This window comes from Aquisalimonas sp. 2447, from assembly GCF_012044895.1.
In the GTDB taxonomy this organism is placed as follows: Bacteria; Pseudomonadota; Gammaproteobacteria; order Nitrococcales; family Aquisalimonadaceae; genus Aquisalimonas.
On the sequence record NZ_CP050695.1, the window covers coordinates 1,015,677 to 1,038,608 of the forward strand.

The 22,932-nt window shown below is 64.5% G+C and carries 19 protein-coding genes; 8 read left to right on the top strand and 11 right to left on the bottom strand.

Going from position 1 to position 22,932, the window contains the following annotated elements; all coding sequences use genetic code 11:
• Positions 1-12 precede the first annotated feature (12 nt).
• Entirely contained in the window at positions 13-225 is a 213-nt protein-coding gene (locus KU884_RS04715; RefSeq protein WP_167781536.1) for a cold-shock protein, read from the top strand.
• Between the two features lie 24 nt (positions 226-249).
• On the opposite strand, the gene KU884_RS04720 is transcribed toward KU884_RS04715, so the two are convergent.
• From KU884_RS04720 to KU884_RS04740, 5 genes are all read right to left on the bottom strand, one after another.
• Complete coding sequence (locus tag KU884_RS04720) at positions 250-1,317, bottom strand: hydrolase (protein ID WP_167781537.1); 1,068 nt, start codon at positions 1,315-1,317, stop codon at positions 250-252.
• Entirely contained in the window at positions 1,307-4,048 is a 2,742-nt protein-coding gene (locus KU884_RS04725) for a sensor histidine kinase (RefSeq protein WP_167781538.1), read from the bottom strand. The genes KU884_RS04720 and KU884_RS04725 overlap by 11 nt, the downstream gene beginning before the upstream one ends.
• Positions 4,049-4,053: 5 nt before the next feature.
• A complete protein-coding gene (locus KU884_RS04730; protein ID WP_167781539.1) occupies positions 4,054-4,284 on the bottom strand; it encodes a hypothetical protein in 231 nt (76 codons plus the stop codon).
• 3 nt (positions 4,285-4,287) lie between these two features.
• A complete protein-coding gene (locus KU884_RS04735) occupies positions 4,288-4,659 on the bottom strand; it encodes a response regulator transcription factor (protein ID WP_167781540.1) in 372 nt (123 codons plus the stop codon).
• Positions 4,660-4,836: 177 nt separating this feature from the next.
• On the bottom strand, positions 4,837-5,634 hold the full coding sequence (locus KU884_RS04740; protein ID WP_167781541.1) for an enoyl-CoA hydratase/isomerase family protein: 798 nt from the start codon (positions 5,632-5,634) through the stop codon (positions 4,837-4,839).
• Between the two features lie 127 nt (positions 5,635-5,761).
• Here KU884_RS04740 and KU884_RS04745 point away from each other — a divergent pair, with 127 nt between their 5' ends.
• The 7 genes from KU884_RS04745 (at position 5,762) to KU884_RS04775 (ending at position 13,349) form a co-directional block, all read left to right on the top strand.
• Positions 5,762-6,409, top strand: a complete 648-nt coding sequence (locus KU884_RS04745; protein WP_167781542.1) for a TetR/AcrR family transcriptional regulator — start codon at positions 5,762-5,764, stop codon at positions 6,407-6,409.
• 227 nt (positions 6,410-6,636) lie between these two features.
• Positions 6,637-7,449, top strand: a complete 813-nt coding sequence (locus KU884_RS04750; RefSeq protein WP_167781543.1) for an ABC transporter ATP-binding protein — start codon at positions 6,637-6,639, stop codon at positions 7,447-7,449.
• On the top strand, positions 7,446-8,327 hold the full coding sequence (locus tag KU884_RS04755) for a branched-chain amino acid ABC transporter permease (RefSeq protein WP_217351415.1): 882 nt from the start codon (positions 7,446-7,448) through the stop codon (positions 8,325-8,327). The genes KU884_RS04750 and KU884_RS04755 overlap by 4 nt, the downstream gene beginning before the upstream one ends.
• Positions 8,328-8,329: 2 nt before the next feature.
• Positions 8,330-9,373, top strand: coding sequence for a branched-chain amino acid ABC transporter permease (locus KU884_RS04760; RefSeq protein ID WP_167781544.1), 1,044 nt, complete (start codon positions 8,330-8,332; stop codon positions 9,371-9,373).
• A gap of 34 nt (positions 9,374-9,407) precedes the next feature.
• The gene (locus tag KU884_RS04765) at positions 9,408-10,637 is read left to right on the top strand and encodes an ABC transporter substrate-binding protein (protein WP_217351416.1); all 1,230 of its coding nucleotides are present in this window, start codon (positions 9,408-9,410) and stop codon (positions 10,635-10,637) included.
• A 4-nt stretch (positions 10,638-10,641) separates the two neighbouring features.
• Positions 10,642-11,448: an ABC transporter ATP-binding protein gene (locus KU884_RS04770; protein ID WP_217351417.1), complete on the top strand. Its 807-nt coding sequence runs from the start codon at positions 10,642-10,644 to the stop codon at positions 11,446-11,448.
• 77 nt (positions 11,449-11,525) lie between these two features.
• Positions 11,526-13,349 carry a long-chain fatty acid--CoA ligase gene (locus KU884_RS04775; protein ID WP_167781545.1) on the top strand — a complete coding sequence of 608 codons (1,824 nt, stop codon included), beginning with the start codon at positions 11,526-11,528 and terminating at the stop codon, positions 13,347-13,349.
• 205 nt (positions 13,350-13,554) lie between these two features.
• Here the strand turns inward: KU884_RS04775 and KU884_RS04780 are convergent, their stop codons facing one another.
• The 6 genes from KU884_RS04780 to KU884_RS04805 all read right to left on the bottom strand — a co-directional run bounded on the left by KU884_RS04780 (position 13,555) and on the right by KU884_RS04805 (position 22,927).
• A complete protein-coding gene (locus KU884_RS04780; RefSeq protein ID WP_167781546.1) occupies positions 13,555-14,751 on the bottom strand; it encodes an acyl-CoA dehydrogenase family protein in 1,197 nt (398 codons plus the stop codon).
• A gap of 66 nt (positions 14,752-14,817) precedes the next feature.
• Entirely contained in the window at positions 14,818-16,836 is a 2,019-nt protein-coding gene (locus tag KU884_RS04785) for a TRAP transporter fused permease subunit (protein ID WP_167781547.1), read from the bottom strand.
• 168 nt (positions 16,837-17,004) lie between these two features.
• On the bottom strand, positions 17,005-18,177 hold the full coding sequence (locus tag KU884_RS04790; protein ID WP_167781548.1) for a TAXI family TRAP transporter solute-binding subunit: 1,173 nt from the start codon (positions 18,175-18,177) through the stop codon (positions 17,005-17,007).
• Positions 18,178-18,441: 264 nt separating this feature from the next.
• Positions 18,442-19,620 (bottom strand): TAXI family TRAP transporter solute-binding subunit, encoded by a 1,179-nt coding sequence (locus KU884_RS04795; protein ID WP_167781549.1) that lies wholly within the window; start codon positions 19,618-19,620, stop codon positions 18,442-18,444.
• Positions 19,621-19,965: 345 nt separating this feature from the next.
• Entirely contained in the window at positions 19,966-21,150 is a 1,185-nt protein-coding gene (locus KU884_RS04800) for a TAXI family TRAP transporter solute-binding subunit (protein WP_167781550.1), read from the bottom strand.
• 103 nt (positions 21,151-21,253) lie between these two features.
• A complete protein-coding gene (locus tag KU884_RS04805; protein WP_167781551.1) occupies positions 21,254-22,927 on the bottom strand; it encodes a long-chain fatty acid--CoA ligase in 1,674 nt (557 codons plus the stop codon).
• Positions 22,928-22,932 lie beyond the last annotated feature (5 nt).

Consider the following 22,932-nt stretch of genomic DNA (forward strand, 5'->3'; position numbering starts at 1 on the left):
AGGTTGCAAGTAATGGAAGAACGAGAAACGGGTACGGTGAAGTGGTTTGACGCGGCCAAGGGCTACGGTTTCATTGCCCGTGAGGCCGGGGATGACGTGTTCGTGCACTTCCGTGCCATCCGCGGCACCGGCTACCGGACACTGGAAGACGGTCAGCAGGTGGAATTCGGTGTCGTGAAGGGTCAGAAAGGCCTGCAGGCCGATGACGTGGTTCCCGTCGGCTGAGCCCGACGCCCCCTGGCCGGGATTCTAACCGGCCGATTCGAGAAGGCCTCCGTCCGGGGGTCTTCTTGTGTCCGGGGTACCGCTTGTGTTCCCGGAGCCGAGCATCGACTCCAGCCGCCCGGCGATTGCAGTGTCCAGCCAGTAGTGGGGCCGTGCCGGTCCCGATCCGGCGACGAAACCGACGTGCCCGCCCCGCTCACTCACCTCCATGCGGACTTCCGGCGACAGCTCCCGCACTGATGGCAACGACGATGCGGGGATGAACGGGTCATCCAGCGCGTGGATGATGCGCGTTGGGACCTGGATCGCACCCAGGATCCGGGTTGGTGAACAGCGGCTGTAATAGTCCGCCGCATCACGGAATCCGTGCAGTGGCCCGGTAATACGATCATCAAACTCCCGCAGGCTGCGCGCCCGCCGCAGCGCTGTCGGGTCGACCGGCAGTGCCTGCTGGGCGAGCTTCCGTTGGACCAACTGACGCAGACCACGGACCAGGTGGCGGTCGTAGACGCGACGGAATCCGGAGCCGAGGTAATCAGCGCATTCGGCCAGGGCCAACGGTGTGGAGATGGTGATCGCAGCGTCCAATCCGGCGCGGCCCCCGGCAGCACCCAGCCAGTTCAGCGTCATGATGCCACCCATGGAAAAACCCACCATGGCCGTCCGGCGCCCGGGCAGGCGTTGGCGCACATGGCTCACCGTGGCCTCCACGTCCTCCACGGCGCCGGCATGGAAAAACCGCGGCCCCGCATTGAGATGCTCGCCAGCCCCGCGGAACTGCATCACGACAGCCTGAAAACCCCGCGTCTGCAGCTCCCGTAAGAGCCCCCGCACATACGGTGATTCGGCGGAACCGCCGAGGCCGTGCAGCACGATGACCGCCGGGCCTTGCGCGGGTGCTCCCCAGAACAGTTGCAGGTGGTCGCCATCCTGCAGCGGCAGTGCTTCCCGTTCCAGGGAAACATCGGGGCCACGGCGAAGCCCACCGGCCCACATGGTCTGGGCGTGTCCGCTGCGGAGCCACCAGGGTGAGCGGAAGCCATTATCGGCGATGGCGCCGTGGCGCCCGGATTCCCTGGTTTCATGTGACATCGCAGTGTTCCCCGCCGGCCTGTGGCAGCCGGACCACGAAGGTGGCACCGGCATGCTCGCTGTTCTCGGCGTGGATGGTACCCCAATGGAGGTCCGCGATGCGCTTGCAGATGGCGAGTCCCAGGCCGCTGCCCTTGGGTTTGCCGGCCTGCTGGTCATTGATCTGGTGAAACTTGTCGAAGACACGTTCGCGTTCGTGCTCGGGGATGCCCGGCCCGGAGTCGGTGACGCGTAGTTCCAGGAATGAGCCCGACGGCTTCAACGCGACCATCACCGGGCCCTGGCCGGGTTCCGAGAACTTCACTGCATTGGACAACAGGTTGATCACCAGCTGGATCAGGCGGTCGCCATCGCCCTTCACGACGCAGGGTTCATCGGGCAGATCCTCCTCCAGCGGCAGCTCCCGCTCCTGGAAAAGCTGTGACGTCGCGGCAATGCCTTCCTGGAGCACTCCGCGCAGGTCCAGGCTGCGCAGCTGCCACTCGCTCCAGCCGCTCTCGATCTTGGAGAGATCCAGCACCTGGTTGATCAGCCGAGTCAGCCGCTCGCTCTCGCGGACCACGACTTCCAGGAATTCGCGACGTTGCTCGTCCTCCATGTCCGGGTTGTTCAGCAGGATCTCGCCGAAGGCGCGGATGGAGGTCAGCGGGGTGCGCAGCTCGTGGCTGACCATGGAAACGAATTCGTCCTTGAGCTGATCCAGCTCCTTGAGCCGTTCGTTGGCGGCGCGCAGCTCTTGGGTGGCCTGCTCCAGCTGGCGGGATTTCTGCTCCAGCCGCTGGCTGTACTCGATGGCCTGGGATGTGGCGTCGAGGATCTCCATGACCCCTTCGAAGGTCAGTGCCTCGCCCTTGACGATGGAGGACACCATCACCCGCGCCGAGGCGGAGCCGATGGTGCCCGACAGCAGGCGCTCGGCGTGGTTGACCAGCTCCGGCGGTGCCTGGCGCGTGGCTGCCTCCGAGGGATCGCCGTGGCGTGGCAGATAGGGGGCCAGTGCTTCCGCCGCCCGCTCCTCGCCGATGAACCGCGCCAGTAGCGCCTCCACGTCGCCGATGGAGGCATTACCCTGCCAGAAGCGGGTGTCCTGTTCCGAGCGCAGGAATACGTCCACGAACAGTGTTGCCTGAATGCGCTCGATATCGCTCTGACGCGTCATCAATGAGACCAGGACCAGCCCGCCGATGTTGCCGAGCATGCTCCAGAACAGGGCATGGGTGATCGGCCCCAGATCCTCCAGGCCGAAAAGCGCGTAGGGGTGCAGCCATGCGATACCGAAGGGCCCGTTCTCCAGGGGGCCGCTGGGCAGCCAGCCCGGGTCGGCGAGGGACGGCGCGAACAGGGTGTAGAACCAGATCAGAAAGCCAAGCACCAGGCCGGTGATGGCGCCCTGGCGGCTCGCCCCCTTCCAGTACATCCCGAGCAGGATCGCCGGTGCGAACTGCGCCACCGCGACAAAGGAGATCAGGCCGATGCTCACGAGAGCGTAGGTTTCGGCGATGAGCCGGAAGTAGGCGTAGCCCAGCAGCACGATGCCCACGATGATCACCCGCCGGACGTAGATGATCAGCCGCCGCAGGCCGATGCGTTCGATCACCGGCAGGTGGCGCATGCGCAGCAATGCCGGCATGACCAGGTCATTGCTGACCATGATGGCTAGCGCGATGGTGGCCACGATGACCATGCCGGTGGCCGCGGAAAAGCCGCCCAGGTAGACGAACATGGCCAGCAGTTCGTTACCCTCGGCCAGGGGCAGGGCGAGGACGAAGTTGTCCGGGTCTACGGAGCCGTCGCCGAAGTACAGCAGTCCGGCCAGCGCAATGGGCAGGACGAACACGTTGATCAGCAGCAGGTACAGCGGGAACAGCCAGGCCGCCGTACGCAGATGGTCCTCGTTGACGTTCTCCACCACCGTGACCTGGAACTGCCGCGGCAGGAACATGATGGCCGCCATGGACAGCAGGGTGAGTGCCAGCCAGCTGCCATATCCCCCGGCGGAGTGGCGGAAGTCCAGCAGTTCCCGCAGGGCTTCCTGTTCGCGGACCTGATTGACGATCTCCGCCGGGCCCTGGAAAAGCATGAAGGTGACGAAGAAACCCACCGCCAGGAACGCCAGAAGCTTGACAATGGACTCGAACGCCACTGCCACCACCATGCCCTCCAGGCGCTCGGTGGCATCGATGTTGCGGGTGCCGAACAGAATCGTGAACACCGCCAGCAGCGAGGCCACCCAGAACGCCTTGTCGCCGATGAGCCCGCCGCCCGTGGCCATGTCGGTGCCGTCGGGGAACGTCAGCAGCACATCAAAACTCGCCGACACCGCCTTGAGCTGCAGGGCGATGTAGGGAGTGATGCCGACAACGGCGATGAAGGTGGCGAGGCCGCCCAGCAGCATGCTCTTGCCGTAGCGCGACGCGATCATGTCGGCGATGGACGTGATGCGGTGCTGCTTGGCGATGCGGATCATCTTGCGCAGCACCAGCCACCAGAGGATGGCCATGAGCGTGGGGCCGAGGTAGATGGTGAGGAAGCTCATGCCGTCCTCGGCGGCGCGGCCGACGCTGCCGTAGAACGTCCAGGCCGTGCAGTATACGGCGATGGACAGCGTGTAGACGTAGGGGTTGTTGACCAGCGACCGGCCGCTGTCGGCGCGCTTGTCCGCGGCGTAGGCGATGGCGAACAGCAGGCCCAGGTAGAGGAACGGCGTGATGATGATCAGCCACTCCGGCATGACGGTCATCCCCTGGACCTGCGCCCGAGAATCCAGCCGGTGAGGCCGATCACCACCCCCCAGGTTACGAACAGGTAGAGATAGAGCAGGGGGATGCCGAACACCAGCGTATCACCGGCAAACAGCGACAGCAGTGGGTAGTTGAACAGCAGGAATGCGACAATGAACAGGGCGATAAGCCGCTCGCTGCGGCGTGGGCCGGCAGCGATGGTGTTACGCTTGTCAGTCCCGGACATCGTTCACGGCTGTCCCAGTAACTCGCTGACCTTGTCCACCACGTCCTGGGTAGAGAAGGGCTTGGTGATGTAGTCGTCCGCGCCCAGAGAAAGCCCTTTCTCTCGTTCCACGTCCCGGCCCTTGGCCGTCAACATGACGATACGCACATCGTTGAAATCCTCACGCTCCCGCAGCACCTGGCAGACCTGATAACCGTCCTTGCGTGGCATCATGACGTCCAGCAGCATCAGGTCAGGCTTCTGCTGTTCCACGGCGGCGATGGCCTGATCACCGTCCGTGGCGGTCTCCACGTCGTACCCGTTCTTCTTCATCAGGAACTCCAGGGACAGCACGATGTTGGGCTCGTCGTCGACGATCAGGATGCGTTTCGGCATCGTTTCTCCTCGCCTGTTGTTCTGTTTGCCCCGCCGGTGGGTCCGGGCAGCATCTCAAACCATTATGGCGTCTAAAGAACCGTGCGTCGCCTCCGTGCCGGTGCGTTCTCGACCGAGTGTTACAGAGAGGAACACGGTCGTTACCGGGGGTGACAGTCCGGGCCGGGCGGGGACGGGTCAGCGCCCTCGGAAAACGGGTTTCTCCCGGCGCAGGAATGCGCTCACCGCATCGCGGAAGTCGCGGGTGGCGGCGCAGTCCTTGAAGGCCTGTTCCTCGGCGTCGAGCTGTTGCGACAGGTCATTGTCCAGGCTGGCGCGGAGCAGGTGCTTGATGCGGGCCTGTGCCACAGGTGGTCCCGCTGCCAGGCGCCGTGCCAGTTGCCGGGTTTCACTGGCGAGATCGCCGGCGGGTACCACCCGATTGACCAGCCCCAGCGCTTTCGCTTCGTGGGCGTCGATGGTCTCTGACAGCAGGGCGATCTCCAGCGCGCGGCGGACGCCCACAAGCCGCGGCAGGCTCCAGGAGCCGGAGCAGTCCGGCACGGCGCCGATGTTGACGTAGGCCAGGTTGAAGCGCGTGCTGTCCGCCGCCAGGGCGAGATCCGTGGCCATGGCAAGGCTCATGCCCGCACCGGCCACGGCGCCGTGGAGTTGGGCGATGGTGGGCTGCGGTGCGGCCATGAGCTGTTTCATGGCCGCGTGGGCCGGACCGATGATGGCGTCCACGGTGGCGACGGCATCCTCGCCGGCCCGCTCCATGGCCGTGAGGTCGCCGCCGGCGAGAAAGGCGTCGCCGGCACCGGCGAGAACGATCACGCGGGTGGCGGGGTCTTCCACCACTTCGGTGACGGCATCGTGGAAGGCCTCCGCCATGGCGCGGTCCATGGCATTGAGTTGCTCCGGCCGGTTGAACCGCAGTGTGGCGATGCCGTCCGCGCGTTCGATTTCCACGGTCGTGCTGCCGGTCCCGCTCATGCTGCCTCCGGGGTTGACGCCAATGTTACCGACGAGTATAGAATCGACGCATCAGAAAATGCCAATCGACTGGCGCCGACGCTGTAACGCTGTCACGGCGTGCGTCCGCTGAACGCGGAGAAGAGTGGTGGGCTCCGGAGAACAGCCGCAACAGACAGCCGTATCCTCGCCCTGGCAGCCCGCGGCGGCGCGAGACGGCGAGCGCCTGCGCAAGCGCGAGGCCGTACTCTTGACGGCGGTGCGCTCGTTCAACGAGCACGGCTTCCATGCCACGTCGCTGGATCACGTGGCAGAGACGCTGAATATCACCAAGCCCACGATCTATCACTATTTCGCCAGCAAGGACGAGATCCTGTTCGAATGTACCAGGCGGGGCCTGGAGCGGATCCGGGAGATCGCCGCCAGTGGACGCCGCCCCGGGGAAACCGGGCGGGCGCGCCTGGAGGCGATGATGCGTGACTACGCGGTGATCATGACCGAGGATTTCGGCAAGTGCGTTACCCGGGTGGCGGATCACGAGCTGACGCCGGAGAGCCGCCGCAAGCAGCGGGCCATCAAGCGCGAGATCGACGCCACCGTGCGTGCCACGGTCGAGGAAGGCATTGCCGATGGCTCCATCGTGGCGCGGGACGTGCGACTGCTGACCTTCACCGTCACCGGTGCGCTGAACTGGATTGCCAAGTGGTACGAGCCGGGAGGGCGCTACACGCCGGACGAAGTGGCCGCCGAGTGCGTGGCCATGCTCGTCGACGGGCTCGCGCCGCGTGGCGGGTGAACCGCATCGCGACCGTGGCCCGACAATGATCAGACACAATCAGGCCACCGCGACTGACGGTGACCGACTGGAGGAGAAATCTCATGAACCAACGCATTCCGGGTATCCCCGACAGACCCCGACGGCGCGGAAGCGCGGTCGCTGACGACTAGTCCGCAGGGCGCTCATGCCGCCCGGCCGCGGGGCCGGCGCGGCGCGGCCAATCCTCTCCTGTCGGTGGAGCGATCATGAACATTCTCGATGTCGACGGCATCAGTCTGTCTTTCGGCGGCGTGCACGCGTTGCGTGACGTCAGCCTGTCCGTGGCCCGGGGCAGCATCACCGCGGTCATCGGCCCCAACGGCGCGGGCAAGACGTCGCTGTTCAATGCCATCTCCGGTTTCTACAAGCCCCAGGCGGGACGTGTCCATCTCGAGGGGAACGACATCTCCCGTACCGGTCCGCCACGTCGTGCCGCTCTGGGCCTCGGCCGAACGTTCCAGAACATTGCCCTGTTCCGCGGCATGACGGTGATGGACAACGTCAAGCTCGGCGCCCACGTGCGCACCTGCACGGGGCCGCTCACGGCCATGATGTACCTGGGGCGTGCGCGCCGGGAAGAAGTGCGGATACGCAGCGAGATCGAGCGTGAAGTCTTCGACTTCCTGGAGATCGATCACATTCGTCGCAGCCCCGTGGCGGCGCTGCCCTACGGCCTGCAGAAACGGGTGGAACTGGCCCGGGCGCTGGCCATGCGGCCGAAGGTGCTGATGCTGGACGAGCCGGTGGCCGGCATGAACCGGGAGGAGAAGGAAGACATGGCCCGGTTCATCCTCGACGTCAAGGAGCAGTGGGGCGTGACCGTTCTCATGGTGGAGCACGACATGGGCATGGTCATGGACATCTCCGACCAGGTCTATGTGCTGAACTTCGGGCAGCGCATCGCCGGCGGTCCGCCAGCGGAGGTCCAGCAGAATCCGGATGTCATCGAGGCCTATCTCGGCGCCGACGACATGACCACGCTGCGCGAGCGCCTGCGCGGTGACAAGGGAGCCGCATGATGGACTGGTTATTCTTCTTCGAGGTGAGTCTGGCGGGGCTGGGGTTCGGCGCGCTGTATTCACTGACGGCCGTGGCCTTCGTGGTGATCTACAAGGCGACCCGGGTCATCAATCTGGCCATGGGCGAGATGCTCATGCTTGGCGCATACATGTTCTTCGGTTTCGCCGGGGCGCTGGCATTGCCCATCTGGGGTGCGCTGATCCTGGCGTTGGCGGGCGGCGCCATGGTGGGACTGATCCTGGAGCGTCTGGTGATCCGTCCCATGCTGGGGGAGAGCCCCATCTCGGTGTTCATGGTCACCATCGGCCTGAGCAGCGTGTTCATCGGCCTGGTGGAGATCATCTGGACGGCGGCCCCGCGCAGCCTGCCCGGGTTTCTGCCCAGTGACCCGATCTTCATCGGTGACGCCTTCGTCGCGCCGAAGACGTTCTGGAGTTTCATCATCGCCGCGGTGGTGATTGCCGTGTTCCTGATCCTGTTCCGCTTCTGGCGCGGCGGCGTGGCGCTGCGGGCCACCGCCTCGGACCAGGGGGCGGCCTACGCCATGGGCATCAACGTGCCCATGGTGTACAGCCTGGCCTGGGGGGTGGCGGGTCTGCTGGCCGCCGGCGCCGGGGTCCTGCTCGGTTCCATCGCCGGCATTTCCTCGGAGATGGGCTTCTTCGGGCTCACCGTGCTGGTGGTAGTGATCGTGGGTGGCCTGGACAGTGTCCTGGGTGCCCTGCTGGCGGGATTGCTGATCGGCTGGGTGGAATCGCTGGCCGGGGTGTATCTGGGCGGGGAGTACGAGCACCTGGTGACGTTCATGATCCTCATGGTGGTCCTGCTGCTGCGGCCCTGGGGCCTTTTCGGAACCCGTGAAATCGAGCGACTTTAATCATGCGTATCGGATCGCCGAAGGAAACCTATGCCGCCGACGAGAGCCTGTTCAAGACCCGCACGCAATGGGTCTGGTTCGGCATTCTCCTGGCATCGCTGGCGCTTTACCCGTTCGTCGCCAATCTCTACTGGCTGTTTCTGGCCTGCCTGATCTGCATCAACATCATCAGCGCCACGGGGTTGAACATTCTCACCGGCTACACCGGGCAGGTCAGTCTCGGTCAGGCCGCGTTCATGGGCGTCGGTGCTTACACTGTGGCCTGGCTGGACAACAATGCCGCCACGCCGTTCCTGATCAACCTGCTGGCGGCGGGGGTGCTTACCACGCTGGTGGGCATCGTCGCCGGCCTGCCCAGTCTGCGGGTCAAGGGGCTGTATCTCGCCATTGCCACCATTGCCGCCTCGTTCATCCTGCAGTTCGTGTTCATCAACTGGGAGAGCGTGACCCGGGGCACGCGGGGCATCAACATCCAGCCGCCGCAGCTGTTCGGCATGGAGTTCGACAACCCGGACACCTTCTACTGGCTGGTGGTGCCGGTGACGGTGCTCATGGTGATTCTGGCGGCCAATCTCTTCCGCACGCGCGTGGGTCGGGCGTTCATCGCCATCCGCGACCGGGACATCTCGGCCTCGGTGCTGGGCATCAACCTGCCGCTGTACAAGCTCATGAGCTTTGCCATCGCTTCGTTCTATGCGGGCATCGCCGGCGGGTTCTACGCCTACTTCTTCGGCTCTATCAATCCGGAGAGTTTCCCGCTGCTCATGTCCATCTTTTTCCTGGCCGCGATCATCGTGGGCGGCCTGGGCACGATCCTGGGGAGCATTCTCGGGGCCGTGTTCATGACGTTGACGCCGGAGCTGCTGCGCTACGGTGTCGATGTGCTGGAGCCGTTCGTCCGGGATGCCTCGGCGCTGTTGTCGCCGGTGCGCACCCTGGTGTTCGGCCTGTTGATCGTCGGGTTTCTGCTGTTCGAGCCCCACGGGCTGGCGGAGATCTGGCGGCGTATACGGCGCTTCTTCCATCTGTGGCCGTTCCGTAACTAGCCATTTCCCCTGGCAATGGCAGGAGGGTGATTGCATGACCATCAAGAATCGAACCAGCGAGCTGTTCCTGAGTGTGGCCTCGGGCCTGCTGCTCGGTCTCATGACCGCCGGCACCGCCGTTGCGGACGAGGCCGAGGAGGCCGAAGTCGGCGTCGACGCCGATGTGGAGGACGCCATCGTCATCGGCGGGTCCATCCCCATGACCGGGGTGTTCGCTTTCGCCGGGTTGCAGTTCAACGATGGCATCCGCGACTTCGTGCGCTGGATCAACGACGAAGAGGACGGTGTGGACGGCCGGCTGTTCCGCTACGTTGGCCAGGACACCGGCTATGATGCCGACCAGTCCGTGGGCGTGTTCCGGCGCATCACCAGCCGTGAGGACGTGAACTTCTACTTCGGGGATTCCACGGCGTTCTCACAGAGCATCAACTCGGCCCTGAATCGCCAGGACATCCTGATGACCGGGGCGTCCTTTGCCTCGGAACTGAACAACCCGGACGACTACCCGCTGCAGTTCCTGCTGGGGCCGGACTACAGCGAGCAGGTGGGCATTCTCCTGGAGTACATTGCCAACGAGCAGCCCGGCGCCCGGGTGGCGTTCGTGTACTCCGACACCGAGTTCGGCCGTGATCCCATCAACGCCAGCGTGGAACGGGCCGAGGACCTGGGACTGACCGTGGCCGAGACCATCGTCACCCCCCCTGGGGCGGCGGACATCTCCTCGGCGGCATTGGAGCATCGCCGGGCACGTCCGGATTACACCATCTTCCACGGCTACATCCTGTCGCCGATCCCGGACTTCATCGAGCGCTCCCGGCAGATGGGCATGGAGACCCGCTTCATGGGCACCTACTACACCATGGACCAGGGCATCATCGACGAAATGGGCGACGCGGCAGACGGTTTCATGGGCGTCATGCCGTACCGCTACTACTACGACGAGGAGGCGGACGAGTACCCCATCATGCGCACCATCCGGGAGATGAACGACGAGTACCGTGCGACCACCTACATCCAGGCCTGGCTGGCGGGCATCCTGCTCAAGGAGATCGCCCACGCCACGCTGGAGGCCGGTGACGAGCTCACCGGGACCAACATGCGGCGCGCCATGGATTCCCTGGAGGACATCGATACCGGCGGCATCATGGGTGTGCCGGTGACGTTCCGTGGCAATTCCATCCCCGTGGGCCGGATCTACCGGGCCGACGTGGAAGCGGGGCGGATGGTGCCGGTGTCCGACTGGATCGACCTGACCGAGGAGTGACGACGTGGGGGACGACCGGATTCTCGAAGTCAGCAACATCGAGGTGGTGTACAACCACACCGTGCAGGTCCTCCGCGGCCTGTCGCTGAACGTACCACGGGGCGAAGTGGTGGCCCTGCTCGGCTCCAACGGGGCCGGCAAGTCCACCACCCTGAAGGCTATCGCCAACGTGCTGTTCCTGGAAAACGGCGAGCTGTCCTCGGGTGAAATCCGGTTCCAGGGCGATGTGGTGGGTTCACGCCCGCCGCATCGCCTGGTGCATGACGGGCTGAGCCACGTCATGGAGGGCCGCCGCGTTTTCGAGGACCTGACGGTGGAGGAGAACCTGGTGGCGGCCGGGTATGCCGCCAGCAGCGGCGCGGGCCGGCTCAAGCAGGACGTGGTCTACGAGTATTTCCCGCAGCTGTACTCCCGGCGCCGCTCGCTGGCCGGCTATCTGTCCGGCGGCGAGCAGCAGATGCTCGCCATCGGGCGCGGGCTGCTCGGGCAACCCAGCATGATGCTGCTGGATGAACCGTCCCTGGGCCTGTCGCCCATGCTGGTGGAGGAGATCTTCGGCATCATTGCCCGCATCAACCGCGAGCAGGGCGTCGCCATGCTGCTGGTGGAGCAGAATGCCAACGTGGCGCTGGCCCTGGCCTCCTACGGATACATCATGGAGTCGGGCCGGGTGGTCATTGACGGAACGCCGGAGAAGCTCATGGCGGACGACGACGTGCGCGAGTTCTATCTGGGCAGTGGCGCCGAGGGCGAGAGCAAGAGCTACCGCGAGGTGAAGCATTACAAACGCCGCAAGCGCTGGCTGTCGTAGTCGGCGGCGCCCGGGCGCACCCTTGGGGGTGTCCGGCCGGGGCATGTGGCAGGTGTCAACAGGCTCCAGGAGGAGGCATGGCGGACGCATCTCAATTACCCGATCTCTCCCTGCCGCAGATGCTGCGCTGGAATGCCCGTCATCGCGGTGACCGGGTCGCGCTGCGGCAGAAGGATTTCGGCATCTGGCATCCCACGACCTGGGCGGAGTATTACCAGCGTGCGCGCCACTTCGGCCTCGGCCTGCGGGAGCTGGGTCTGGCACCGGGCGGGCACTTCGCCATCATTTCGGAGAACCGCATCGAATGGGTCATCGCCCAGATGGGGGCAGGCATCGTGCGCGGGGTCACCGTCGGCGTCTATCCGACCAGCCCGGCGCCGGAAGTCGCCTACGTGCTGGAACACTCCGACGCACAGATCGTGCTGTGCGAGGACCAGGAACAGGCCGACAAGGTGCTGGAGGTCCGTGACCAGCTGCCGGCACTGCGCAAGCTGGTCGTGCCGGAGATGAAGGGGCTGCACAATTATGACGAACCCGACCTGCTGTCCTTCGATGCCGTGGAGCGCATGGGCGAGGCGGTGGATCGGGAACACCCGGCCCTGGCAGAGGAACTGCTGGACGCCCAGGAACTCGCCGACCTGGCGCTGATGATCTACACCTCCGGCTCCACCGGCAAGCCGAAGGGGGCCATGATCAGCTACCGCAACATCCGCGCCGTGGCGCCGAGCACCATCGACGGGCTCGGCCTGCGCGAGAGCGACAGTCTGCTGTCCTACCTGCCGCTGTGCCACGTCGCCGAGCAGGCCACTACCAATTTCGCGCCCATCTACCTGGGCAGCCTGGTCAACTTCGGCGAGTCCCTGCGCACTGTCCAGGAGGACCTGCGCGAGGTGGCGCCGACCATTTTCCTCGGTGTACCACGCATCTGGGAGAAGCTGCACTCCGCGATCCACATCAAGATGCTGGAGAGCGGCCGGCTTCGGCGCTGGCTCTACCACCGGGCGCTGGCGGCCTGTGAGCCTTTCTGTTACCGGGACTGGTCGCAGCTCGGTGTGGGCGAGCGCCTGCGCTACCTGGCGTCGTACCTGCTGGTGTTCCGCGCCCTGCAGAACTTCATCGGCCTGCGTCGGGTGCGGGTGGCGATCACCGGCGCCGCACCCATTGCGCCGGACATCATCCGCTTCTTCCGCATCATCGGCATTCCGCTGCTGGAGGTCTACGGCCAGACCGAGACCACCGGCGTGGTGACGGCCCAGAAACCCGACCGCATCCGGCCCGGCACCATCGGCGAGGCCACCCCCGGCGTGCAGCTGAACGTCGCCGATGACGGCGAACTGCTGGTGGCCGGCGGCATGGTGTTCGAGGGGTACTACAAGAACCCGCAGGCCACCGAGGACACCATCCGCGACGGCTGGCTGCATACCGGCGACGTGGTGGAGATGGACGACGGCATCGTGCGCATGGTCGACCGCAAGAAGGACATCATGATCACCGCCGGTGGCAAGAACCTCTCGCCCTCGGAGATCGAGAACACGGTCAAGGCGAGTCCCTACATCAAGGAGTGCGTCGCCACCGGCGAGGCCCGCAAGTATGTCACCGCGCTGATCCAGATCGACTACGACACCGTTGCCAAGTGGGCGGAAGAGCACGGTATTGCCTACACCACGTTCCGCAGCCTGGCCGAGAACCCGGACGTCGACACCCTCATCGACAGCGAGGTGCAGAAGGCCAACGAACAGCTGCCGCGGGTGGCCCAGGTGAAGCGGTTTGCCCTGCTGACCAAGGAACTGGACCACGACGACGACGAGGTCACCGCTACCATGAAGATCCGTCGCGGTAAGATCTACGAGAAGTACAGCGACCTCATCGAGTCGCTGTACAAGGATGCCGGCGCCGCCTGATTTAAGCCTGGAGAGATTTCGGGTGCGTCCGGATGCGCCGTTGAACCAGACGCGGCTGACGCCGCTCCTATACCTCGGCACATGGGTAGGGTGGACCTTCAGGTCCACCCTACGGCCGACGAGCCAGCGCCAGGAATCGTTGAGCGTTCAACCAGAAAGCCCGCCAGACGGCGGGCTTTCTGGTCGTGCCATGGATGCGGCCAGCTCAGTCCTTGCCCACCTCCAGCTTGGCGATGGTCTCCATGTGCACCTCGTCCGGGCCGTCGGCCAGGCGCAGGGTGCGCAGGTTGGCGTAGGCGGAGGCCAGGAAGGTGTCCTGGCAGACGCCCATGGCGCCGAAGGCCTGGATGGCGCGATCCACCACGTTGCAGGCCATGTTGGGGGCGACCACCTTGATCATGGCGATCTCACGCCGCGCCACCTTGTTGCCCACGGTGTCCATCATGTGGGCGGCATTCAGGGTGAGCAGCCGGGCCTGTTCGATTTCCATGCGCGAGCGCGCGATCTCCTGGCGTAGGCCGCCCATGTCCGCCAGGCGCTGACCGAAAGCGGTCCGTTCCTTGGCTCGTGCGACCATGGCCTCCAGTGCGCGTTCGGCCACGCCGATGGCCCGCATGCAATGGTGGATGCGGCCCGGTCCCAGGCGGCCCTGGGCGATCTCGAAACCGCGCCCCTCGCCCAGCAGCATGTTGCTTGCCGGCACCCGCACGTTGTCGTAATGGATTTCGGCGTGACCGTGGGGGGCATGATCGTAGCCGAACACGTTCAGCGCCCGCTCGATCTTCACGCCCGGCGTATCCAGTGGTACCAGGATCATGGACTGCTGCTTGTGCTTGGCAGCCGACGGATCACTCTTGCCCATGACAATGGCAATCTTGCAGTGGGTGTCCAGGGCACCGGAGGACCACCACTTGCGGCCATTGATGACGTATTCGTCGCCCTCGCGGCGGATCTCGGTCTCGATGTTGGTGGCGTCGCTGGAGGCGACCTGCGGCTCCGTCATGGAGAAGCATGAGCGGATCTTGCCTCCCAGGAGCGGCTCCAGCCATTGCTTCTTCTGCTCATCGGTGCCGTATCGGGCCAGCACTTCCATGTTGCCGGTGTCCGGGGCGGAGCAGTTGAACACTTCCGGGGCAAAGGGCGAGCGGCCCATGACCTCGCACAGCGGGGCGTATTCCATGTTGGTCAGCCCGGCGCCGTATTCACTCTCCGGCAGAAACAGGTTCCACAGCCCCTCGGCTCTGGCCTTGGTCTTCAACTCCTCGAGGATGGGCGGCGGGCTCCAGTGGTCGCCCTCGGCGTGCTGACGCTTGAACTCGGCCTCGTTGGGGTAGATGTGCTCGTCCATGAAGGCGACGAGCCGTTCGCGTAGCTCCTTCGAGCGTTCACTGAATTCCAGCATGGCGTGAATTACCTCTGTCTGTTACGAAAAAACCACTGCCCGGGCGGGCAGTGGCCGTCTCTCCGGTTACAGCCGGAGCCGTATTGGCTCGCCCATGGCCCGCCGCTGCAGGAGTATGGTGGTCGCGCCCACGATCAGTAGCCCGGCTGAGGTCAACATCAGCGTTCCATGGGTGATACCGACCATACCACCGCCGGGGGCCGCGAGGATCAGGCCGGAGCAGACAAGGGTGATCCGGGAGAACAGTCCGAGGACACCCGGCCCAACCCGACCGGCTCCGAGCAGGTAGCCCTGCAGGCCGGCAGCCAGCAGGATCACCCCGATCAATGCCGTGATGACCACGGTAATCACCTCCATGGGCGTGCCGAACATGAGCAGCGCCGGGTTGAAGACGAAGAAGAACGGGATGAAATAGATGATCGTCCCCAACCGCATGGCCTCAAGGCCAGCCCGCATGGGGCTGCACTTGGCCACGGACGCGGCAACGAAGGCGGCAATGGCGACTGGCGGCGTAATGAAGCTGAGCATTCCCCAGTACATGATGAACATGTGCGACGCCACCGGGTCCAGTCCGGCCCGGATCAGCGCCGGTGCCAGAATCACCGCCAGGAAGATATATGCCGCGGTGACCGTCATGCCGATACCGAGCACGAACGCGGTCAGGGCTCCCATGATCAGCAGCATGAGCACGTTGTCACCGGCAATGTAGACCAGGTCATTGGTCAGCGTCCCTGCCATGCCCGTGACCTGCAGCGAGCCGATGATCAGGCCGATGGCCGCTAGGATGCCGCCGAGTTCGGCGAGGATCTGGCCAACGGCTGAGAGCAGCTTCAGGAAACCCTTGACGCTGAGCTTGTGCTTGGTGAACTGGTTGATCACCAGCAGCAGCGCTGTGGCAAAGAACGGCGCCGTGGCCTCGCGCTGCAGATGGACCAGCATCCAGACCAGGAGCGCGAACACGAAGATGAAGTACCAGCCGTCCTTGAGGACGTCCAGGGGGTTCGGCAGTTCCTCCCGTGGCAGGCCCTTGAGGTCATAGCGCGCGGCGTAGGCGTCGATCTGCATGAACAGACCGAAGAAGTACAGCAACGACGGGATGATGGCCGCGATGACGATGGTGACGTAGGACACGCCCAGGAAGTTTGCCATGACGAAGGCCGTGGCCCCCATGATCGGTGGCATGAGCACGCCACCCGTGGACGCGCAGGCTTCAACCCCGGCGGCATAGCCGCGGGAGAAGCCGATGCGGCGCATGGTGGGGATGGACAGCGGGCCGGTGGTGAGCACGTTGGTGACCGGGCCGCCGCTCATGGAGCCCATGAGGCCGCTGGAGAAGATGGCCACCTTGGCCGGACCGCCGCGGAAGCGGCCCAGCAGGGCAAAGGCGATATTGATGAAGAACTTGCCGGCCCCGGTGTGCTGTAGCGAAACGCCGAACAGCAGAAAGCCGAACAGCAGCAAGGCCGCCACCTGAGTGGGGATGCCGAACAGGCTCTCCTCACTCATGATGTGGAACGCCGCCGCGTCTTCCAGACCCATGCCCACCCCCGAAATGACGTCGGGCATGCGGTCGGCGTAGAGGGGGTACAGGGACAGCACGGCGACCACGACGAAGATGGGCCAGCCACCGGTCCGGCGACCCGCCTCCAGCACCAGGGCCCAGGTGGCCAGGGCCATGTATATGCCGAACTGCGGCGCGGCGTATTCCCACGCCTCCAGCACGATGCGCTCGGCGTTCACGGCGAAATAGGAGAACAGCCCGACGCTGGTGAGCGCCAGGACGATGTCGTACCAGGCGACGGAGGTTCGCGACGCCGAGCCGGTTGCCGGGAACGAAATGAAGACCATCGTCAGGATGGCCCCCACATAGATGTACAGGTAACGGCTGTCCAGCATCACCTCGCCGATGAAGAAGCCGAAATTGAAGATCTGGTTGATGGCGAGGATGGTGATGGCCACCGTCATCACCATCAGGAGCGTCTGCCAGGGGATTGACAGGGCGCGATAGCGCGTAGCGTAGATTTCCTCTGCGCGACGTTCGGCTTCGTCGCTGGCTGCGTTCAGCGTCTGCTGTTGATCGCTCATGTCATCCGTGCCTGCGGTTTAATGGAGGATTCCCTGACCCGGAACGATTGCTGTCCCGGGTTTTGAACAAGTCGGGAGCAGGTGCCTGGCGTATGTTCGCCTTCGCACCTGCCCCCGGTTACGTCAGGCCCCGATCACACGGGGCTGCGGTCCGACTGCCGGTCCGGCTTACCAGGACTCGGCGATGGGAACCAGATCGTGCTCCTGCAGTGCCTCGAAGCGCGCCGTCATCCAGCCCTCCTGGAACGCGTCGCGATCCGTCGGCGCATCTTCGATGTACCGTTCCCAGGCAGCCATCAGCACCTCCTGGCGCTTCAGGTTGTTCTCCTGATTTTCCTGGGCGGCGTCGGTCCAGACGCCGATTTCTTCGAAGTAACGGATTGCACCCTCGTGGTAAGGCACGAAGGCTTCCTCGAGGCCCTGGCGGTCCATGGCCCAGCCAATGGCGCCGGGAGCGTTGTCCTTGTACTGATCGTAGTGTCGATGCATGGCTTTGACCATGTTGTAGACCAGGTCGGCGTCTTCCTCGTCCCGGGTTGCCAGCATGGGATAGGGCGAGGTGAACACCTCGATACCTTCGTCCGGATCGATGGTCGGACCGTCCGTTGCGACATGCGGCACATACCATGGCAGGCGCGCGCGAACCCGGTCGATGGCGTCCTGATCGTCATGCGGGAAGGTCACGAAACGCAATCCCCGGGGCGAGGATTCGATGCGCAGGAACGGGGCCGAGTTGCAGGAGCCGCCGACGGCGTCGGCGCGGTTTTCGATCACCGCCTCGATGGAGGCGCCATAGCCGCCAACATCAACCCGTTCGACGTCATCCCAGGTGAGATCCGCATAGGAGAGCAAGGCGCGGGTGGCGTTGTTGAGTGACGGCGCGCCCTGTACCCAGGTGACCCGCTTGCCTTCCAGGTCGGCCGCGGTCTCGATGCCCGCATCGGCACCGGTGGCCATGGTGAACGAACAGCCATCGGAGATGTTCCACATGGCGATGCGCAGTGGTTGCGGCCCCCAGTTGACTTCACCGAAATTGAGCATGCCTTCCTGGGCGTACACAGCTTCGGACCCCCCGGCGGAGAAGTTCACGCGCCCCGAACGTAGCGGCGAAAGGCGCGATACGTCGTTCCGACCCGGAATCACGCGCAGGTTGGTGCCGTATTCATTCTGGAGAATGCTGCCGATGGCAACGGACTGGGCGTAACCGGAGGTGCCTGTGGGGTAGGCGGACCAGACCACCGTGCCCGGGAGTTCGATGTCTTGAGCCTGGACGTTGGCTGCCAGGGCGGCGGCGGCAATGCCGCCGAGGGCGCCCAGGGTGACGCGATAGGTAGATTGCATGGTTGCATGTTCTCCTGCGGCCGGACCGACGGGCCGGCATTTCTGTTATCGCCAGCCCTGGCCCCAACCTTCATCGCCAACGGCGTGACGACGCGGTACACACCCTTCCCTTGGTAGCCGGGAACGATGGCATGAACGCGCCCCGCGGTCAATATTTTCGGAATGGAGTTTCGCAGTGCAGAACAATAAAAATGAGATGGCGTCGTGCCCTGGCGCAGCGGCACGACGCCATTCACTGGCGCACCCCCGCGGAGTGCAGGCGTATTACCAGAATGAGCGCAGCGTCGGCAGATCCGCCTCTTCCAGGGCGTTATGCCGTGTCTCCATCCATGCCTCCTCGAATTCGTCCTGGTCCGTGGGCGCATCTGCCATGTGGTCCTCCCATGCCTCTGCGAGCACCTCCTGGCGTTTCAGGTTCTGTTCATGGTGCTCCTGGGCTTCATCGTCCCACAGGCCGATTTCCTCGAAGTAGCGGATAGCACCCTCATGGAACGGCATTGGCATGCTGGTGAGTTCCATGCGCTCCACCTCCCAGCCTTCGGCACCGGGGGCATTCTCACGGTACTCCTCGTAGTGCTGATGCATGGCCTTGGTCATGTTGTAGGCCAGGTCCTCGTCCGTGTCATCCATGCCGATGAGCATCGGGTAGGGCCCCGTGACCACCTCAATCGACTCATCGGAGTCCATGCCCACGTTACGGGTGCTCTCGTGGGGGACCAGCCAACTGGCGTACTGGGAGATCCGTTCCAGGCCCGCCTCGTTCTCATGAGGGAACTCGGGGAAGTTCAGCCCACGCGGGGAGGCGTTGATCCGCTCGAACGGCGCAGAATCACAGGAGCCGCCCATGGCATCGATGCGACCTTCGAGGATGCCTTCGACCGCGCCCATGTAGCCACCGACTTCGACGCGTTCCACGTCGTCCCAGGTGAGGTCCGCATAGGACAGGAGATACTCAAGTCCGTAGTTCAGCGTCGGCGCGCCCTGGACCCAGGCGACGCGCTTGCCTTCCATGTCCGCAACCTCGTCGATGCCCGCATCGTCCGCCGCGGTGATGGTGAACGAGCAGGCATCGGAGATGGCCCACATGAGGACCCGGGTGGATTGTGGCCCCCAAGACTGCTGGGCGAAGTTGAACTGGGCCTCCTGTGCCGCCACGGCCTCGGTGCCGCCCGCGGAGAAGTCGGCTCGGCCGCGGCGCAGGGGTTCCAGGCGCGAGACGTCGTTGCGCCCGGGGACAACACGCAGGTTGGTGTCGTATTCGTTCTGCAGGATCTGTCCGACGGCGACGGACTGGGCATAACCGGTGGTGCCGGTGGGGTAGGCGGACCAGACCAGGGTGCCGGGCAGGTCGACATCAGCGGCGTTGACATTGGTAATCAGGGCCAGGGCGGCTGCGGAGCCACCAATAACGCCTGTGGTGGCGCGGGAATAGGGCTTACGCATGCGTTGTTCTCCTCCGTGCGGATTGTGTAGACGATTCGTCGGCGAGCCTGTTCTGACTCTCCGTCATGCCGTGAGCCTCTAGCGGGCTTTTGGCTCAAGCGCCTCCACGCTGTCGAAACATCGCATGTGCGACAGCCCGGGTCAACGATTGCGGAATGTAGTTCCGCTAAGCGGAATTTCGGGGTCATTTCAAAGGGGGCGGGGCGCCACAGCGGGCGAGGAGGGGACGATGCAAGGCAGGGGTGTCGGAACGGCCAAAGCCCTCTGCCCAAAAGCCGCGATGGCTGGGCATGGATGGCTGTACCGAGCGCGCGGGGCGCCCGCAGGGCGCCCCGCGACATTGCTTCAGTCGATCCAGTTGGAGTTCAGGGCGTCAAAGCCGTGCTCTTCCAGCGCATCCTTGCGGACCTGCATCCAGCCGTAGGCGAACTCGCCGCGATCAGCCGGAGACTCTTCGAGATACCCCTCCCAGGCCGCCTTCAGCACTTCCTGGCGTTCCAGGGCGCGCTCGTGGTTCTCCTGGGCTTCATCCGTCCAGATGCCGATTTCCTCGTAGTAGCGGATGGCACCTTCGTGGAACGGCACCGGGATGCTGGCCAGCTCCATGCGTTCCGGCTCCCAGCCTTCGGCACCCGGGGCACTGTCGCGGAATGCATCATGGTTCTCGTGGATCGCCTTGACCATGTTGTAGACCATGTCCGCATCGGTGTCCGGCATGGTGATCAGCTTGGGATACGGGGTGGTGAGCACCTCGATCTCTGCGTCGGAGTCCATGCCGATGTTCTTCGTGCTGCGGTGTGGTACGAACCACGGTGCGGTTGAATTGACCCGACCGATGGCTTCCTCGTCATCGTGGGGGAACTCCACGAAGTTCAGGCCACGCGGGGAGGCGTTGATGCGCATGAACGGCGCGGAATTGCAGGAGCCGCCCATAGCGTCGGCACGGCCGTCGATGATGGATTCCACCGCCGCCATGTAACCACCCACTTCAACCCGTTCGACATCATCCCAGCCCAGGTTGGCGTAGTTGAGCAGATATTCAACGCCGAAGTTCAGGCTGGGCGCACCCTGCACATAGATCACGCGCTTGCCTTCCAGGTCGTTCGCAGTTTCGATGCCCGCGTCCTCGGCGGCCGCGATGGTAAAGGAGCAGGAATCCGCCACGGCCCACATCACGCTGCGGATGGGCTGCGGCCCCCAGTGACGCTCGCCGAACTGGAACTGGGCGTCCTGGGCAGACACGGACTCCGTGCCGCCGGCGGAGAAGTCGGCGCGGCCGCGACGCAGCGGCTCCAGGCGGGAGACATCGTTACGGCCGGGGATGACCCGCAGGTTCGTGCCGTGCTTGTCCTGCAGGACCTGGCCGATACCCACTGCCTGGCTGTAGCCGCTGCTGCCGGTGGGGTAAGCGGACCAGATAATGGTGCCGGGCAGCTCGGTGTCGGCAGCCGCGATCCCGGAGCCCAGGGCCAGGGCAAAACCGGCGGCTGTCGCGGTTGTGGCCTTTAACATATTGTTTTTCGTACTCATCAGCGATGTCCTCCACAAGGGTGTCGCATTTCAATTGCCAAGTGCATCCGTTCGCGGATGCGATTTCTCACAGTGCCTTCCGGGCACTGTTCCTTGCCGGGCGTCAACCAGCCTGGTTGCGCTCGGCCTCCTGCAGCTCCCGCCACAGGAGTTTGCCGGTACCGGACCGGGGGAGCCGATCGGTGAACTCAACGTAGCGCGGCACCTTGTAGGCAGCCATGTGCTCACGCGCCCATTCGATGATTGTCTGGTCGCTGGTCTGGGCCTGTGCGTCCGGGTGCAGTACCACCACGGCCTTCACGGTTTCCCCCCGTTTGGGGTCCGGTGTCGCGATGACGCAGACCTCCTGGATCGCCGGATGTCCGTAGAGCATGGATTCCACCTCCGACGGCCACACCTTGAAGCCCGAGGCGTTGATCATGCGCTTGAGGCGGTCGACCATGAAGAAGTAGCCGTCCTCGTCGTAGTAGCCGAGATCGCCACTGCGCAGGAAGCGTTTACCGTCGATCTCCATGAAGGTCTCGGTGGTGGCTTCCGGGTTGTTCCAGTACTCGCGCATGATCTGCGGGCCGTGCATGACGATTTCGCCCACTTCGCCAACGTCCTTTTCTTCCAGGTTTTCCGGGTCGATCACGCGACTGTCCACGTCGAATACCGGGATGCCCAGGCATTGACGCTTGGGTTGCTGCGGCGGATTGACGTGGGTCTGGGCAATGGTCTCGGACATGCCGTAGCCCTCGACGTACGACAGCCCGGTGAGGTCATTGAGCTTCGCCGCCACTGCCTCCGGCATGGCTGCGCCGCCACCGCCAACGGCCTGGAGGCTGGAAATGTCGTATTTGTGCAGATCGGGGTTGTTGAGGAAGTCCACCGCCATGGTGGTGATGTTGCGCCAGTGGGTCACGCGGTAGTGCTGGATGAGTTCCACGGCAGTGTTACGGTCCCACCGCGTCATCACCACCGTGGTGGCGCCGGCATACAGCGGGCCGTTCAGAGAGCTCTGCATGCCGGTGACATGGAAGAACGGCAGCGTCGCCAGATTGACGTGGTCGACCTGCATCGGGTTCCACAGGATGCCGCCCTGGGCCGTGGCCATCACCGAGCGGTGGGTGTGCACGCAGCCCTTGGGGCGACCGGTGCTGCCTGAGGTGTAGGGGATCACCGCCATGTCCTGCGGTCCCACCCGGACCGGTTCGAGGGTCAGGCCTGCGCCTGCGCGGATGGCCTCGGACCAGCTCACCGCGGATGGACTGTCTGGTGTCTGTTCCTGCAAACGCACCACGTCGGGCAGGGGGACGCCGATGTCTCCCGTGACATAGGCGCCGTAAGCGGCGACTGCGGCGTGGTCAAGACTGCCGTCGTCGAGAAGCGGCTCGACATACTGGTAGAGCTCCTGGCCGCAGAGGATCACCCGGGCGCCGCTGTCCGCGTTGTAGTGTCGCAGTTCGTCGGTCAGGTTCATCGGGTTGGCGGGCACCACCACGGCACCGGCGGTGAGAATTCCGTAGTAGCCGATGATGTACTGTGGGCTGTTCTGCATGTAGAGGATGACTCGATCACCCTTGCTGACCCCGCAGTAGTGCCGGAGCCAGTTGGACACGGCGTCGGTCTCCTGCTTGAGGCGGCCGAAGCTCAGCTCGCCACCGTAGAAAGCGATAGCGGTCTTGTCGGGGAAGCGTTGCGCATTCACCTCCAGGTTGTACTGCAGGCTGGTTGCCGCCACGGTCATGGTTTGGGGCACGCCTTCGGGCCAGACGCGCAGATGCCGGTCGAACATGAATC